This window comes from Anaerotignum sp. (assembly GCF_051877975.1).
Taxonomy (GTDB): Bacteria; Bacillota; Clostridia; order Lachnospirales; family Anaerotignaceae; genus Anaerotignum_A.
Genome location: NZ_JBJEJK010000018.1, coordinates 51350 through 65070, shown reverse-complemented (window position 1 = coordinate 65070; position 13721 = coordinate 51350). Strand labels below are relative to the sequence as shown.

Here is a 13721-nt window from a genome sequence, read left to right as displayed (position 1 = left end):
CCTAAAACTATTCTGTATCTGATTTTTCTTTCAATTCATCCCACTTGGCACGGATGGCCTGCATATCCTCCCATGCGGGGCGTTTTTTCGTTTCATCCCGCAAAAGAGCGGAGGGATGGTAGGTTGCAATGATATGATAGCCCTTTCGTTCCAGCCACTGACCCCTTTGGCGGGTAATTTTAAATTCCGGGTCAATGATGGTGGTGGCGGCAATGCGCCCCAGGCAGACGATGATTTTCGGTTTGATGAGCATCAGCTGATACCTGAGATAATTCAGACAGGCTTCCTTTTCATCATCGTGAGGGTCACGGTTGCCGGGCGGACGGCATTTGACCACATTGGCAATATAGGCATCCTCCAAGGATAAGCCCACGCTTGCCAGCATTTTATCCAATAATTGTCCCGCAGGGCCTACGAAGGGCAAGCCCTGCAAATCCTCCTGCTGGCCGGGGCCCTCCCCAATAAACAGGATATCCGCATTGCGGTTGCCTTTGCCGATGACAACATTGGTACGCATTTCCCAAAGCCTGCATTTTTTGCAGGAATAGCATGCACCCTCTAAAATTTCCCAGCTTTTTTCCGCCATACTTCTTCCACCTCGAAACTACTTACAACGATATTCCTGCAGCGCATCCTGCCCCAGCTGCGCAAAGCTTGCGCCTGCGCCCCAATCGAAACGAAAAAGCATCCCTTCACTTCCGCCGCCGGCAGATAAATGCACCTTGGTCGTTTCTTCCAGATTATCCGCCAAAAACGTCAGTGTAGCTCTATTACCGGAACGCATATAAAATTTCTCAAATAACAACATCACGATTTCTTTCCCATTGGGCAGCATCCGCTTATATTCATCTAAGATCTCGCCGGAAAAAGTTCCCGTTACGGCATCCTTTACCTTTTCCGCCGCCTCCATAGGAGAAAGTCTCACATACAGATCGATTTTTTCCATTCTTGTTCCCCCTTATTTGATATCCTCCCCACGGAACCCGAAGGGCAGCAGTTCTCTAACTGTAAATGTTACCATACCCTTTTCATCGCTGTCCAGAATGACTTTGCCCTCGGGCAGGAATTCAAACAAAACCTGTCGGCAGATGCCGCAGGGAGAAGCATAATCTCCGCTGCTGGCAACAATGGCAATCTTCTCAAATTCCCTATACCCTTCGGAAACAGCCTTGAAAATGGCTGTGCGCTCAGCGCAGTTGGTGGCACCATAGGATGCGTTTTCGATATTGCATCCCTTGAATACAGTGCCGTCCTTCGCCAAAAGCGCCGCCCCCACCTTGAAATGGGAATAGGGCACATAGGCGTTTTCCATGGCTTCCTTCGCCATATTTACCAATTCTCTGTCTGTCATAAGGAATCACTCCGTTTCATTATTCTCTGGGGAAGCCCGCCTGCAGTAAAATCTCCTTCTGGCGGCGGAACATCTCCGCTTCCTCCTCCGGCTCCATGTGGTCGTAGCCCAAGAGATGAAGCATACTATGGGCCGTCAGAAAGGCGATCTCCCGTTTCAGGGAATGGCCGTATTCTGCCGCCTGCTCCTTCGCCCGCTCCAGGGAAATGATGATATCCCCCAGAATGATCTCGTCATTTTCGTTGACCTCCGCTTCTTCCCCCTCTTCGAAGGTCAGCATGGGAAAGCTGAGGACATCTGTGGCTCTGTCAATATTTCTAAACTGCTTATTGATCTGGCGGATTTCCTCGTTATCCACGATGGAAACGCTGATTTCACAGTTTTCATCAAATGCTTCGTATTTCAATGCTTCTGCTGCCGCTTTCCCGATGGCTTCTTCCAATTCCGGGGAAAGGGCGGTTTCTGTTCTGTTATCAATCAGTAGATTCACTGTTTTCTTCCTCTCTGTTTTCTTCGGCAGGCTGTTCTTTTTTCGCCGCCGCTTCGATTTCTTCCTGTTTGGGGTATGCCACCCGCTCGTGATACATGCCGTGGAATACCTCAATAAAAGCCTTCCGGATAATTTCCAATTCATGGATGGCAAGGCCGCTGTGATCCAGCTGTCCATCATCCAGCTTATCCTTAATCAGGTTTTTAATTACGCCTTCCACCTCTTCCAGAGTCTTTCCGCTGCCCAGCATGGAGCGCACCGCCGCTTCCACTGTATCCGCCAGCATGACCACCGCAGATTCCCGGGAGGTGGGGACAGCGCCCTGATAACGATAATCGGATTCCTGCACATTTTCCGCCCCATAGGCCTTCAATGCCTTAAAATAGAAAAACTTCACCAAGCTTGTCCCATGGTGTTCCCGAATCACATCCAGAATAATATGGGGAAGATTATATTCCAGCCCCATTTCCACGCCGTTTTTCGGGTGCTGAGTAATGATTTTTGCACTGCTTTCCGGTGCCAGGTCATCATGGGGATTATAGCCCGTCTGATTCTCCGCAAAAAACTGGGGATTCTTCAGCTTGCCGATATCATGGTAATAGGCACCGGCTCTTGCCAAAGCCGTATTGGCCCCAATGGCATAAGCCGCCGTTTCCGCCAGGTTAGCAACGATGAGACTATGGTGATATGTACCCGGTGCTTCCAGCATCAGGCGGCGCAAAAGCTCATTATTGGGATTTGTCAGTTCCAGCAGGCGCAGAGGGGTATTGGCTTCAAAAGTTGCCTCCCAGAAGGGCAGGCTCCCCACCGCAATGATAACGGAAAGCAGCCCTGTAGCGGCGCCAAAGGCACATTTCAGCAGCAGCCCCGCCGTATAGCCATTCTCGAAGAACAAGCCAACCCCCAGCATGGCAAAGAAGCTGACTGCCCCCATGGCTACAGCAACGGGAACGATCCACTGGCGCCTGTCCGTTTTCTGGATCAAGAGCGCCCCCAATGTGCCCACCAGCAGGGAATACATCAAAAATTGCACATCGCCGTTAAAAATGAAACAGCCGATGACACAGAACAGGGAATTCATCACCAAAGCCACCCGCCGGCCCACCAACAGGCTGGACAGCATGGCAAAAAGCCCCAGAGGGATCAACGTAAAATATGGCGTAGCTGCCATCAGCCGCAGCAAAAGCACCATGATGACATAGACACTGAAGAGCATCTTCACTTCATTCTGCTTCAGCACCACAACCCCTTTGCTCCATGCAAAAAAGAGATACAGGGCAATAAACAGCAGCGCCACCATCAGCATACTGCCCAAAAGAGGCAGCGCACTGTCGGTATAATCCGCGCCGCCCACAAGGTGCAGATTCACCAGTCTGTCATAAATATCCTGGGTAATGATCTCCCCTTCATCCACGATCTTCTGATTTTTGCGGATCATCACATCTTCCACTTCCGCCCGCTTTTCTTCCCTGGCAGCCTCCATGGCTGCTTCATCGGGCAGGAGGTTCGGTTCCAGCGCTGCCGCAAAAATCCCGCCGGCCATTTCCTTCAGGGTACGATTCCACGCAGTTGTGCCAAAGGCTTCGTTGGCTTTTTTTCTGCTGCTTTCCAATGCATCGGCAGTAATACCCTCTTCGTAGACCTGATGCATCACCGCCAGGCAATCCTCCGCAAATGAACTGCGGTTTCCTGCATCCAGCTCCGCATAGGCATTCAGCTGTTTTTCCGTCAGCACCACCGGCAGCTTCCAAGGTGCTTCCTGTACTTTTTCATAAAAGCTTTCCCCTTCCTGCAGGCCAGAAAGGATATTGTTCAAATCCTGAAATAATTCATTGACTTCCCCGCGGCTTTCTTCTTCCGCCTGGGAATCCTCTTTATAAATAGGGGCAACGCTGTCGGCCGCCGCCTCCTTCAATTTATTGGTTGCCACCACATCCACCGTATCTTCTTCGGCGACATATCGTTTTTCCGCCACAGAACCCACCTGCACCGTATCCAATTCCTGCACATAAGAACCGGTGCCGATGCAGAGCAGAGTCAGCAGGATGGCGACAGCAAACATCAGTCCCTGCTGAGATTTCTTCTTTGGGTTATTTGGAGAAGCGTCTTTCTTTCTTGCCATCCTGATCGCCTCGTTTCTTATTTTCAAATTTTTCATAGGCAAGGATGATCTTCTGCACCAGCGGATGGCGCACAACATCCTTATTGGTCAATGTGATCTGCCCGATCCCTTCGATGCCAGCCAAAATTTTCGTTGCCTCCATCAGGCCGCTTCGCTTGCCTTCTGTCAGGTCGATCTGGGTCACATCCCCGGTAATGACCGCTTTGGAGCCATAACCGATACGGGTCAGGAACATCTTCATCTGCTCCGGAGTGGTGTTTTGGGCTTCATCCAGCACAATAAAGGCATTATCCAGCGTACGCCCGCGCATATAGGCCAGGGGAGCCACTTCGATGAGCCCCTTTTCCATGTTTTTCATAAAATTTTCCGCACCCATGATCTCGTACAGGGCATCATACAGAGGACGCAGATAGGGGTCTACCTTCTGCTGCAAATCCCCGGGCAGGAAGCCCAGCTTTTCCCCTGCTTCAATGGCAGGGCGGGTCAGGATGATGCGGTTCACTTCGTTATTTTTAAAGGCAGTGATGGCCATCGCCATGGCAAGATAAGTTTTCCCCGTACCGGCAGGGCCAATGCCAAAAACAACAGTGTTATTTTTAATCAAGTCGACATATTTTTTCTGCCCCAGGGTTTTGGGCTTCAAGGGTCTGCCGTTGACGGTAATGCAGATCAGGTCATCGTATACCTTTTCCAACTCCTTCAGATCCGCCTCCTCCGCAGAGGAAATGAAGTATTCCAGATTCTGCTCTGTAATCTCCTCGCCCTTTCTGGCCAATGCCGCCAAAGACTGCATCACATTCCAGGCCTTATGGACGTTTTTCTCCTCACCGGAAATTTTCACATCATCGCCCCGATTGACGATGCTGACCTCACAGGCTTTTTCGATTTTTTTGATATTGGCATCAAACTGCCCGAAAACAGGCAGGATGATACGGTTATCCATCTGCATGGTTCTTTCAAATGCCATCGGCATTTTCACGCTCCTTTTCTTGTGTTCTCCATTGTTTTTCTTCGATCCGCTCCGTCATGGTAATTTCCGCTTCGCCGCGGACACCATCGGCATATTCTTCAAATTTGATCTCTATATTTTCTATTGTACCGTATGCAGATAATAAATTCTCTGCTTTTTTTCTTAAATTTTCTTCCAAAAGGGCTTTTGCCTCCTCTGCAGTGCGTTCTTTTTCCACTGTTTCACAGGCTTTCCAAAGTTCTTTTTTCCATTTCAGGGGCAATGTAAAATCCCCCAAAGCCAGGGGGGTTTCTTCCAACACCGTTTTTTCCCATTCTCCATCCCCATTGGGGTGAATGATATCCAATTCTTTTTCAGAAAAAATCAGGCTATGATTCTCCTTTTCCACGCCACTGTAAAGCACTTCCTCATACTGCAAGGGCATTTCCTCTGCCAGCCGCTGCCAGATGCGAGCCGTCACAGCCCCTTCTGCTCCCACGTATTCGGTGCGCTGTTCCTCTCCTTCCAGGCCAATGACAACCTCCGAAGAGATGAGGATATCCCCTTTTTTCACCACATCCCCCGCCGCAGCCAAAGGCGTTCCCCTCTCCGCAGTGATCTGCAGAATCACGCCATCGGCAGAGGCGATAATATCGCAGGGCGTTTCCTGGTCCACCAGTTCCACTTTTTCGATGGTCTCCGCCAGCTTGATGGTGGCATCTGTCCCATGGATGCCAACGCTGACCCAGGAAATATCGGCGAAGTTTTCCAACAGCTGATTGGTAATCTCCTGCGTATCTACATTCCGCTTCCATGCGCCGGGCTTCAAGCCCATTTCCCCGCAAAAGGAAAGAATTTCCGCCTCTCCCAGGCGTTCATTTCCTTCCACCTCCACCATCCAGATGAAAGAGGAAAGCAGATAGAGCCCTGCGGCAAAAAACAGCAGCCCCGCCGCCCAGACTTGTCTCTTGCGAAACCGCCCCAAAAAAGCCGGCAAGCCGCCCCAACCGAGGACTTCAATGGTACAGCCTGTTTTTTCTGCACAGGCCTCCAGAATATCCATGCTGCCGCCTGCTGCCTTCATGGTCATGCCTGCCCCTGCCTGGGTCACATCCCAAAGATAGACCCCCCGGTAAGCCGCCATGTTCATAAAGCGTTCGGCTGAAAAGCCCTTCGCCCTTATTCTAACATATCCACGTAAATAATACCATAACGCCAAGAACAAAATACTCACCCCAACGATCGTCTTTGTAAAAGCCACAGCGAATGGTTCCCTCTGCTCTGTCTGTAAGCTGCCATTCCCTGTGTGCTTATTGACAACGCTTTTAATAACATTCGTAAGGCTTTGCCTTACTCATTCATTAGGTTGTCTAATATCCACAGGAATCTGTCTGCAAGCTCCCCCTTCCTGTGTCTATTGACAACGCTTTTAATAACATTCGTAAGGCTTTGCCTTACTCATTCATTAGGTTGTCTAATATCCACAGGAATCCGTCTGCAAGCTGCCATCTTCTGTGTTCATTGACAACGCTTTTAATAACATTCGTAAGGCTTTGCCTTACTCATTTATTAGGTTGTCTAATATCCACAGAAATCTGTCTGCAAGCTGCCCCTTCCTGTGTCTATTGACAACGCTTTATTGTAAAAATTCCATTTTTTCCACCTTGCCCGTCACCACCATGCACTCGGCAGTCAGCTGCTTTAGGCAAAACCCGTTTCCTGTCAGCCGCAAAACCCCTGCCGCCGTGGAAACACGCACAGTCTCTTCCCCATATTCCAAAATGCCTTTATAATTTTCTATGGATACCTCTTCCCGCCCGATGAAGGAGATCAGGGGCAGATTCAGCATAATCTCTTTGGGCAGCTCCAAGGCTTCCGTCATGTTTTTCCGAAATCCCATGCCATCACCTCAAAACCATTTATTCAATCTATGCCTTTTGGGGAAAAACTAGACTTTGTCCCCCTCGGCAAATAAAAAAGCACCCATTTCAAGCAAAATTTCTTGAAATAAGTGCTTTCCCTCTGTCGTTTCTTCTCCTGCCAAAACGAAGTTTTGGCAAAATCGGTTTCCAAGAGAATGATTCCCTTGGCAGAGTGCGGGACAGAGTCCCACAAATAAATTAGCCCAACAATGCCCTGTCGTTGGCAAATTCCTTGCCGCTGGCAAGGGTGAACTGCTGCAGCAGATCATCCACAGTCAGGTTTTTCTTTTCTTCTTCCTTGATATCCAGAATGATTTTCCCGTCCCACATCATAATCAGCCGGTTGCCATGGGCAATGGCATCCTTCATGTTATGGGTAACCATCAAAGCCGTCAGGTTGTTTTCCGCAATGATCTTATCGGAAAGCTCCAGCACCTTTGCCGCCGTTTTGGGGTCCAGCGCTGCAGTATGTTCATCCAGCAGGAGCAGCTTAGGCTTTTTCAGGGTTGCCATCAGCAGAGTCAACGCCTGTCGCTGCCCGCCGGAAAGGAGACCCACCTTCGTACGCATACGGGTTTCCAGGCCCAAATCCAGCATTTTCAGCAGCTCTACATATTCTTCCCTTTCCTTTTTTGTGATGCCCCATCTGAGGGTGCGGCTCTGCCCCCGGCGCTTTGCTACGGCCAGGTTTTCCTCGATTTCCATATCCGCCGCAGTCCCATTCATAGGGTCCTGAAATACACGCCCCAGATACACAGCTCTTTTATGTTCGGGCAGCTTCGTGATATCCACCCCATCGATCACGACAGAACCGCTGTCGATGGGCCATGTGCCTGCAATGGCATTCAGCATGGTAGATTTTCCGGCACCATTCCCGCCAATGATAGTGACAAAATCCCCTTCTTCCAAGGTCAGATTCACGCCGTTCAAGGCTCTTTTTTCATTGGGAGAACCGGGATTAAAGGTTTTATAGATATTTTTCAGCTCAAGCATTCTCTCCGCCCCCTTTCTTCACATGGCTTTCAGCAAATTTCACCTTTAAATGGGGCACTGCCAGGAAAAGGGCAACGATCAGCGCACTGATGAGCTTCATATCTGTGGTTTCCAGCCCCAGCCACAAAACAATGGCAATGACAACAAAATACAGGATAGCGCCGCCAACTACCCCGGCCATACGCAGCATATAGTTGAAGTTTACAAACTTGCCGAAAACTACCTCGCCGATGATGACAGCCGCCAGGCCGATAACAATAGCGCCTCGGCCCATATTAACATCCGCATTGCCCTGATACTGGGCATACAGGCCGCCTGCCAAACCAACCAGACCATTGGAAAGCATCAGCCCTAAAACCTTCATATTGTTTGTATTGATACCCTGGGCACGGGCCATTTTTTCATTGTTGCCGGTGGCACGGAAGCCACGCCCCATCTCCGTACCAAAGAAACAATACAGCAAGATAATCAGCACGACACAGAAAATCAGGGCAACGAGGATGGCATGGGGAATATCTCTCAGGCTGAGGATCAGGTCATATTTATCAACGCTGAGGGCCTGATTGGATTTTCCCATGATGCGCATATTGATGGAATAGAGGCCCAGCTGGGTCAAAATCCCTGCCAAAATGCCAGGAATCCCCAAGGCTACATGGAAAATGCCTGTAGCCAAGCCGGCAAGCATGCCCGCAATGGCTGCCGCGATCAATGCCACATATACATTCTGCCCGGAAAGCATCATCATAACGGCTGCAGCGCCCCCTGTAGCAATACTGCCATCCACTGTCAGATCCGCAAAATCCAGTACTTTAAAGGTGATGTAAACGCCGATGGCCATAACGCCCCAGATCAGCCCCTGGGCAACCGAACCGGGCAGGGCGTTGAAAAGCGCCATAATGTTCATAAAAATCCCTCCAACTCTTTTTTCTGTAACTTAGCTTCTTTGTCTTATGTCCTACAAAAATAAACTAAAAAAATAATATCTCATTCTACAGAGATACGCAAGTTTTTTCCTAAACTGACAAAAATCGATAAAAAATAGCGGAGCAAAATGCTCCGCTATTCTGCCTGTTGTCTGCACTTTTTTCTTTTGTATGGAGGTTGATTATTTTTTCTTTTGTAAAAAAGTTATTTCACATTATTCAATGGGTACCATGTCTTCGGGAACTGTGATACTCAGAGCTTCTGCGATTTCAGGATTATATTTTGCTGTAATACCATCGGAAACATATTCGATGGGCATTTCTGCAGGATTTGCGCCATTTACCAGAATTTCGTAAGCCATTTCCGCTGCTTTTACGCCCAGGTCATAGTAGCTGATGGACAGAGTAGCCAGACCACAGCCCTGGCAAATGCCTTCTTCGCCGGCAATAACAGGAACGCCTGCGGGAACTGCTACGTTTTTGATGATTTCTGTATTGTTTGCCATTGTATTATCTGTAGGAACATACAGAACATCGCATTCGCTGACTGCTTTTGTTACAACAGACTGGATTTCATTGGAATCGGCTGCTGTATATTCTGCCCATGCAACACCTGCTTTGTCCAGTTCAGCCTGTGCCAGTTCAGACTGGAAGATGGAGTTGGGTTCTGCGGAACAGTAAACAATGCCAACTTTTGTTGCATCAGGAACCAGTTCCAGCAACAGAGCGATCTGCTGATCTACAGGAGCCAGGTCGGATGCGCCTGTTACATTTGTACCGGGTGCATCATTGGATTCGATAACGCCGGCTGTTACATAGTCTGTTACGGATGTACCAACGATGGGAATATCGGCTGTTGCTGCCGCTGCGGACTGCAGTGCTGTTGTAGCATTTGCCATAATCAAATCAACATTGTTGGAAACGAATTTTGTTGCGATTGTTGTGCAGTTTGTCTGTTCCCCCTGGGCATTCTGATAATCGAATGTTACACTGTCGCCCAGCAGTTCTGTCAGTTTATCCTGGAAGCCCTGTGTTGCTGCGTCCAAAGCAGGATGTTCCAGCTGCTGCACAATACCGATAGTATATGTTTCGCCGTCTGCTGCTTCATCTGCGGGCGCTTCGGAACCACCGCAAGCTGTCAGAGCCATTGCCGCAGCCATCATAGTGGCTGTCAGTTTCATCCATTTTTTCATAAGAATCTCTCCCTTTTACTTGTACTTTTAATATTTTTTACTCTTTTGCATACATGCGAACATGCTTTACATTGCTAAAGCCATTATAGCACGCTGTCTTACAATGTCAAGAAATTGTCGACAAAATCATACAAGTTTTTTGTATACATTTTCTTGTGCCTTTCTAACAAAAAAACACCCGAATTATACGGGTGTTTTTCTCTTTCTTTATGTAAATCTTCCAATCGGAATGGGGTTTAATAAAGCATTCCCAAAAGGGCTCAGCCCAGCAAAGCACGGTCGTTGGCAAATTCCTTGCCGCTGGCAACCGTGAACTGATGCAACAGATCATCTACCGTCAGATTCTTCTTTTCTTCCCCTTTGATATCCAGAATGATTTTACCATCCCACATCATGATCAGGCGATTGCCATGGGCAATGGCATCTTTCATATTATGGGTGACCATCAGCGCTGTCAGGCCGTTTTCTGCAATGATCTTATCGGAAAGCTCCAGTACCTTCGCCGCTGTTTTAGGATCCAGGGCTGCGGTATGTTCATCCAGCAGGAGCAGCTTGGGCTTTTTCAGTGTTGCCATCAGCAGAGTCAACGCCTGTCTCTGCCCGCCGGAAAGCAGGCCTACTTTTGTACGCATACGGTTTTCCAGCCCCAGGTCCAGCATCTTCAGCAGTTCAAAATATTCTTCTCTTTCCTTCTTTGTGATGCCCCATCTGAGAGTACGTTTCTGCCCGCGGCGTTTTGCGATCGCCAGGTTTTCTTCAATTTCCATATCTGCCGCAGTCCCATTCATAGGGTCCTGAAATACTCGACCCAGATAAACGGCTCTCTTATGTTCCGGCAGCTTCGTAATATCATCCCCATCGATGATGACAGAACCGGAATCCAGAGGCCATGTGCCGGCAATGGCATTCAGCATAGTGGATTTTCCGGCGCCATTCCCGCCGATGATGGTGATAAAATCCCCTTCTTCCATTTTCAGGTTAACACCGTTCAGTGCTCTTTTTTCATTGACAGAACCGGGATTGAATGTTTTATAGATATTCTTCAATTCAAGCATTTTCGCTGCCTCCTCTCTTTACATGGTTGGCAGCATATTTGCCTTTCAGATAAGGCACCGCCATGAACAGCGCAACGATCAGGGCACTGATCAGTTTCATATCTGTCGTTTCCAGGCCCAGCCACAATACAAAGGCGATGACAACAAAATACAGAATGGCGCCACCGACAACGCCCACCAGACGCATAGCAAAATTGTGGAATACCTTATCAAAGACAACACCGCCAATGATAACAGCAGCCAGACCGATAACGATGGCACCACGCCCCATGTTAACGTCTGCATTGCCCTGATACTGGGCATACAGGCCGCCAGCCAGGCCAACCAGACCATTGGAAAGCATCAGGCCAATGATTTTCATTGTATTTGTATTGATCCCCTGGGCCCGGGCCATTTTTTCGTTATTCCCCGTTGCCCGGAAGCCGCGGCCCATTTCTGTGCCGAAGAACCAATACAGCAATATAATAACAGCCACGCAGAAAACAGCAGAAACCAGAATCGCATGAGGGATATCTCTCAAACTGAGGATCAGGTTATATTTATCTACACTGAGGGCCTGATTGGATTTCCCCATGATACGCATATTGACGGAATACAGCCCCAGCTGGGTCAAAATCCCTGCCAAAATACCGGGAATCCCGAAAGCAACATGGAACACGCCTGTCGCCAAACCGGAAAGCATCCCTGCGATCGTTGCCGCAACCAAGGCAACCCCTACATTGTGGCCGGAAAGCATCATCATAACAGCTACAGCGCCGCCTGTAGCAATACTGCCATCTACTGTCAGATCCGCAAAATCCAGTACTTTAAACGTAATGTAAACGCCGATAGCCATGACGCCCCAGATCAGCCCCTGGGCAACCGAACCGGGCAGGGCATTGATTAGTGCCATAATGTTCATAAAAAAACCTCTTTCTTTCTTTTATTTCCTTTCACAGGAATAAGCGGAGCCAATCAGCTCCGCTAAATTTATTTTCCTGTGTAAAATACAATTGATTTATTCACCGATGGGTTCCATGCCTTCGGGAATTTCTACCCCCAATGCTTCCGCAATTTCAGGGTTATATTTGGGTACGATACCATCTGTCATATATTCGATGGGCATTTCAGCGGGGTTCGCACCATTTACCAAAATATCGTAGGCCATTTCAGCAGCTTTTACCCCCAGATCATAGTAATCGATAGCGATTGTGGACAGAGCCCCAACCTGGCACATTGCTTCTGCGCCTGCTACGGAAGGAATCCCTGCGGGAACTGTGATGTTCTTTACGATTTCCATGTTGTTTGCCAATGTATTATCTGCCAGTACAAATACGGCATTGCAATCGGAAACAGCGTTTGTTACAACAGACTGGATTTCATTGGAATCCGCTACTGTATATTCTGCATAAGGTACGCCCAGAGAATCCAGATATGTTTTTGCCAGGTCAGCCTGGAAAATAGAGTTGGGTTCTGCGGAGCAATAAATGATTGCTACTTTTGTATCTTCAGGATCACAGAACTGCATCAGCACGTCTACCTGTGCTTCTACAGAAGCCAGATCGGAAACACCTGTTACATTTCTGCCCGGTGCATCGTTGGAATCAACAACACCTGCTGTCACATAGTCTGTTACGGAAGTACCGACAATGGGGATATCGCCTGTTGCGGCTGCCGCACACTGCAATGCTGTTGTAGCATTGGCCATAATCAGGTCAACCCCGTTGGAAACAAATTTTGTTGCGATCGTTGTGCAGTTTGCCTGTTCCCCCTGGGCATTCTGATAATCAAAGGTTACATTTTCTTCCCCTAAAAGCTCTGTCAGCTTATCCATAAAGCCCTGTGTTGCCGCATCCAGAGAACCGTGTTCCATCTGCTGTACGATACCGATGGTATAAGTACCAATTTCAGCAGTATCTTCCGCAGGTGCTTCAGAACTGCCGCCGCAGCCTGTGAATGCCATCACTGCTGCCATCAGGGAAGCCGCCAGGCCCATCCATTTTTTCATTTTCATATGTATCCTCTCCCTTTTATTCTTTCGTAGATGCTTTTTTCCGACAAAAGTTCGTACAAAAAAACATCGCAAAATGAATTATAACACCGGAAATGGCGTTGTCAACACGAAATCGAATATTTCGATGAGATAAATCGAAAAAATCGTTCATTCGATTTATGGGGGAAATATCTGAAAAAAAAGAATCTCATAAGGTTTTCGGGGACGCAAAAAGCCACAGGCTTTCGCCTGTGGCTCTATTGTTTTTGATCATTACTTGCCTTGGAGCATTTTTTTCACAAGACCGCCAACAACTTTCATATCGGCACGACCTTTTACCTTGGCTGTCACGATACCCATGACTTTCCCCATTTCCTTAATGGTCGTAGCACCAGTCTGTGCAATTGCTTCTTCTACGATCTTTTGAATTTCATCCTCGCTTAACTGCTCTGGAAGGTAACTTAACAAAATTTCGATCTCTTTATTGAGTTTTTCGATCAGATCTTCTCTGCCGCTCTTGATATAATCGGGCAAGGAATCCCTTCTGCTCTTGAGCTGCTTGGAGATAACTTCGATCACACCTTCATCATCCAGCTCGACCTTATTATCTTTTTCGATCTGCAGGATACCGGAACGGATCAGCTGTACTGTATCCTTTTTCAATGTATCCTTTTCTTTCATAGCAGTTTTCAAATCTGCAAAAAGCTGCTCTTTTAATGACATATCATCATCCCTTTTCGCCTAAGTAAAC

General features: G+C 48.2%; 15 protein-coding genes. All 15 read right to left on the bottom strand.

Annotated elements, in window-relative coordinates:
* Positions 1 to 7 precede the first annotated feature (7 nt).
* Positions 8 to 586: a uracil-DNA glycosylase family protein gene (locus ACI39P_RS03340; RefSeq protein ID WP_439719275.1), complete on the bottom strand. Its 579-nt coding sequence runs from the start codon at positions 584 to 586 to the stop codon at positions 8 to 10.
* 18 nt (positions 587 to 604) lie between these two features.
* Entirely contained in the window at positions 605 to 946 is a 342-nt protein-coding gene (locus tag ACI39P_RS03335) for a DUF6054 family protein (protein WP_439719274.1), read from the bottom strand.
* Between the two features lie 12 nt (positions 947 to 958).
* Positions 959 to 1351 carry a cytidine deaminase gene (gene cdd / locus ACI39P_RS03330; RefSeq protein ID WP_439719273.1) on the bottom strand — a complete coding sequence of 131 codons (393 nt, stop codon included), beginning with the start codon at positions 1349 to 1351 and terminating at the stop codon, positions 959 to 961.
* Between the two features lie 19 nt (positions 1352 to 1370).
* Positions 1371 to 1841 carry an rRNA maturation RNase YbeY gene (gene ybeY / locus ACI39P_RS03325; RefSeq protein ID WP_439719272.1) on the bottom strand — a complete coding sequence of 157 codons (471 nt, stop codon included), beginning with the start codon at positions 1839 to 1841 and terminating at the stop codon, positions 1371 to 1373.
* Positions 1825 to 3963, bottom strand: a complete 2139-nt coding sequence (locus tag ACI39P_RS03320; protein ID WP_439719271.1) for an HDIG domain-containing metalloprotein — start codon at positions 3961 to 3963, stop codon at positions 1825 to 1827. Before ACI39P_RS03320 ends, ybeY begins: the two co-directional genes overlap by 17 nt.
* Positions 3932 to 4930, bottom strand: a complete 999-nt coding sequence (locus tag ACI39P_RS03315) for a PhoH family protein (RefSeq protein ID WP_439719297.1) — start codon at positions 4928 to 4930, stop codon at positions 3932 to 3934. The genes ACI39P_RS03320 and ACI39P_RS03315 overlap by 32 nt, the downstream gene beginning before the upstream one ends.
* Positions 4920 to 6146 (bottom strand): sporulation protein YqfD, encoded by a 1227-nt coding sequence (locus tag ACI39P_RS03310; RefSeq protein ID WP_439719296.1) that lies wholly within the window; start codon positions 6144 to 6146, stop codon positions 4920 to 4922. Before ACI39P_RS03310 ends, ACI39P_RS03315 begins: the two co-directional genes overlap by 11 nt.
* A 402-nt stretch (positions 6147 to 6548) precedes the next feature.
* The gene (gene yqfC / locus ACI39P_RS03305) at positions 6549 to 6812 is read right to left on the bottom strand and encodes a sporulation protein YqfC (protein WP_439719270.1); all 264 of its coding nucleotides are present in this window, start codon (positions 6810 to 6812) and stop codon (positions 6549 to 6551) included.
* A gap of 220 nt (positions 6813 to 7032) precedes the next feature.
* On the bottom strand, positions 7033 to 7827 hold the full coding sequence (locus ACI39P_RS03300) for an ATP-binding cassette domain-containing protein (RefSeq protein WP_439719269.1): 795 nt from the start codon (positions 7825 to 7827) through the stop codon (positions 7033 to 7035).
* The gene (locus ACI39P_RS03295; RefSeq protein WP_439719268.1) at positions 7820 to 8731 is read right to left on the bottom strand and encodes an ABC transporter permease subunit; all 912 of its coding nucleotides are present in this window, start codon (positions 8729 to 8731) and stop codon (positions 7820 to 7822) included. Before ACI39P_RS03295 ends, ACI39P_RS03300 begins: the two co-directional genes overlap by 8 nt.
* Positions 8732 to 8965: 234 nt before the next feature.
* The gene (locus ACI39P_RS03290; protein WP_439719267.1) at positions 8966 to 9943 is read right to left on the bottom strand and encodes an ABC transporter substrate binding protein; all 978 of its coding nucleotides are present in this window, start codon (positions 9941 to 9943) and stop codon (positions 8966 to 8968) included.
* A gap of 260 nt (positions 9944 to 10203) precedes the next feature.
* Complete coding sequence (locus ACI39P_RS03285; protein ID WP_439719266.1) at positions 10204 to 10998, bottom strand: ATP-binding cassette domain-containing protein; 795 nt, start codon at positions 10996 to 10998, stop codon at positions 10204 to 10206.
* The gene (locus ACI39P_RS03280; protein ID WP_439719265.1) at positions 10991 to 11899 is read right to left on the bottom strand and encodes an ABC transporter permease subunit; all 909 of its coding nucleotides are present in this window, start codon (positions 11897 to 11899) and stop codon (positions 10991 to 10993) included. Before ACI39P_RS03280 ends, ACI39P_RS03285 begins: the two co-directional genes overlap by 8 nt.
* 96 nt (positions 11900 to 11995) lie before the next feature.
* Positions 11996 to 12991 carry an ABC transporter substrate binding protein gene (locus ACI39P_RS03275; RefSeq protein ID WP_439719264.1) on the bottom strand — a complete coding sequence of 332 codons (996 nt, stop codon included), beginning with the start codon at positions 12989 to 12991 and terminating at the stop codon, positions 11996 to 11998.
* Between the two features lie 252 nt (positions 12992 to 13243).
* Positions 13244 to 13693 (bottom strand): GatB/YqeY domain-containing protein, encoded by a 450-nt coding sequence (locus ACI39P_RS03270; protein WP_439719263.1) that lies wholly within the window; start codon positions 13691 to 13693, stop codon positions 13244 to 13246.
* Between the last annotated feature and the right edge of the window lie 28 nt (positions 13694 to 13721).

Bases quoted from the DNA above. Each gene is read 5' to 3' on its own strand.
- ACI39P_RS03285 (WP_439719266.1), bottom strand. From the start codon at position 10,998: ATGCTTGAATTGAAGAATATCTATAAAACATTCAATCCCGGTTCTGTC.
- ACI39P_RS03320 (WP_439719271.1), bottom strand. From the start codon at position 3,963: ATGGCAAGAAAGAAAGACGCTTCTCCAAATAACCCAAAGAAGAAATCT.
- ACI39P_RS03275 (WP_439719264.1), bottom strand. From the start codon at position 12,991: ATGAAAATGAAAAAATGGATGGGCCTGGCGGCTTCCCTGATGGCAGCA.
- cdd (WP_439719273.1), bottom strand. From the start codon at position 1,351: ATGACAGACAGAGAATTGGTAAATATGGCGAAGGAAGCCATGGAAAAC.
- ACI39P_RS03340 (WP_439719275.1), bottom strand. From the start codon at position 586: ATGGCGGAAAAAAGCTGGGAAATTTTAGAGGGTGCATGCTATTCCTGC.
- ACI39P_RS03335 (WP_439719274.1), bottom strand. From the start codon at position 946: ATGGAAAAAATCGATCTGTATGTGAGACTTTCTCCTATGGAGGCGGCG.
- ACI39P_RS03280 (WP_439719265.1), bottom strand. From the start codon at position 11,899: ATGAACATTATGGCACTAATCAATGCCCTGCCCGGTTCGGTTGCCCAG.
- ACI39P_RS03315 (WP_439719297.1), bottom strand. From the start codon at position 4,930: ATGGCATTTGAAAGAACCATGCAGATGGATAACCGTATCATCCTGCCT.
- yqfC (WP_439719270.1), bottom strand. From the start codon at position 6,812: ATGGGATTTCGGAAAAACATGACGGAAGCCTTGGAGCTGCCCAAAGAG.
- ACI39P_RS03300 (WP_439719269.1), bottom strand. From the start codon at position 7,827: ATGCTTGAGCTGAAAAATATCTATAAAACCTTTAATCCCGGTTCTCCC.
- ACI39P_RS03290 (WP_439719267.1), bottom strand. From the start codon at position 9,943: ATGAAAAAATGGATGAAACTGACAGCCACTATGATGGCTGCGGCAATG.
- ACI39P_RS03295 (WP_439719268.1), bottom strand. From the start codon at position 8,731: ATGAACATTATGGCGCTTTTCAACGCCCTGCCCGGTTCGGTTGCCCAG.
- ACI39P_RS03270 (WP_439719263.1), bottom strand. From the start codon at position 13,693: ATGTCATTAAAAGAGCAGCTTTTTGCAGATTTGAAAACTGCTATGAAA.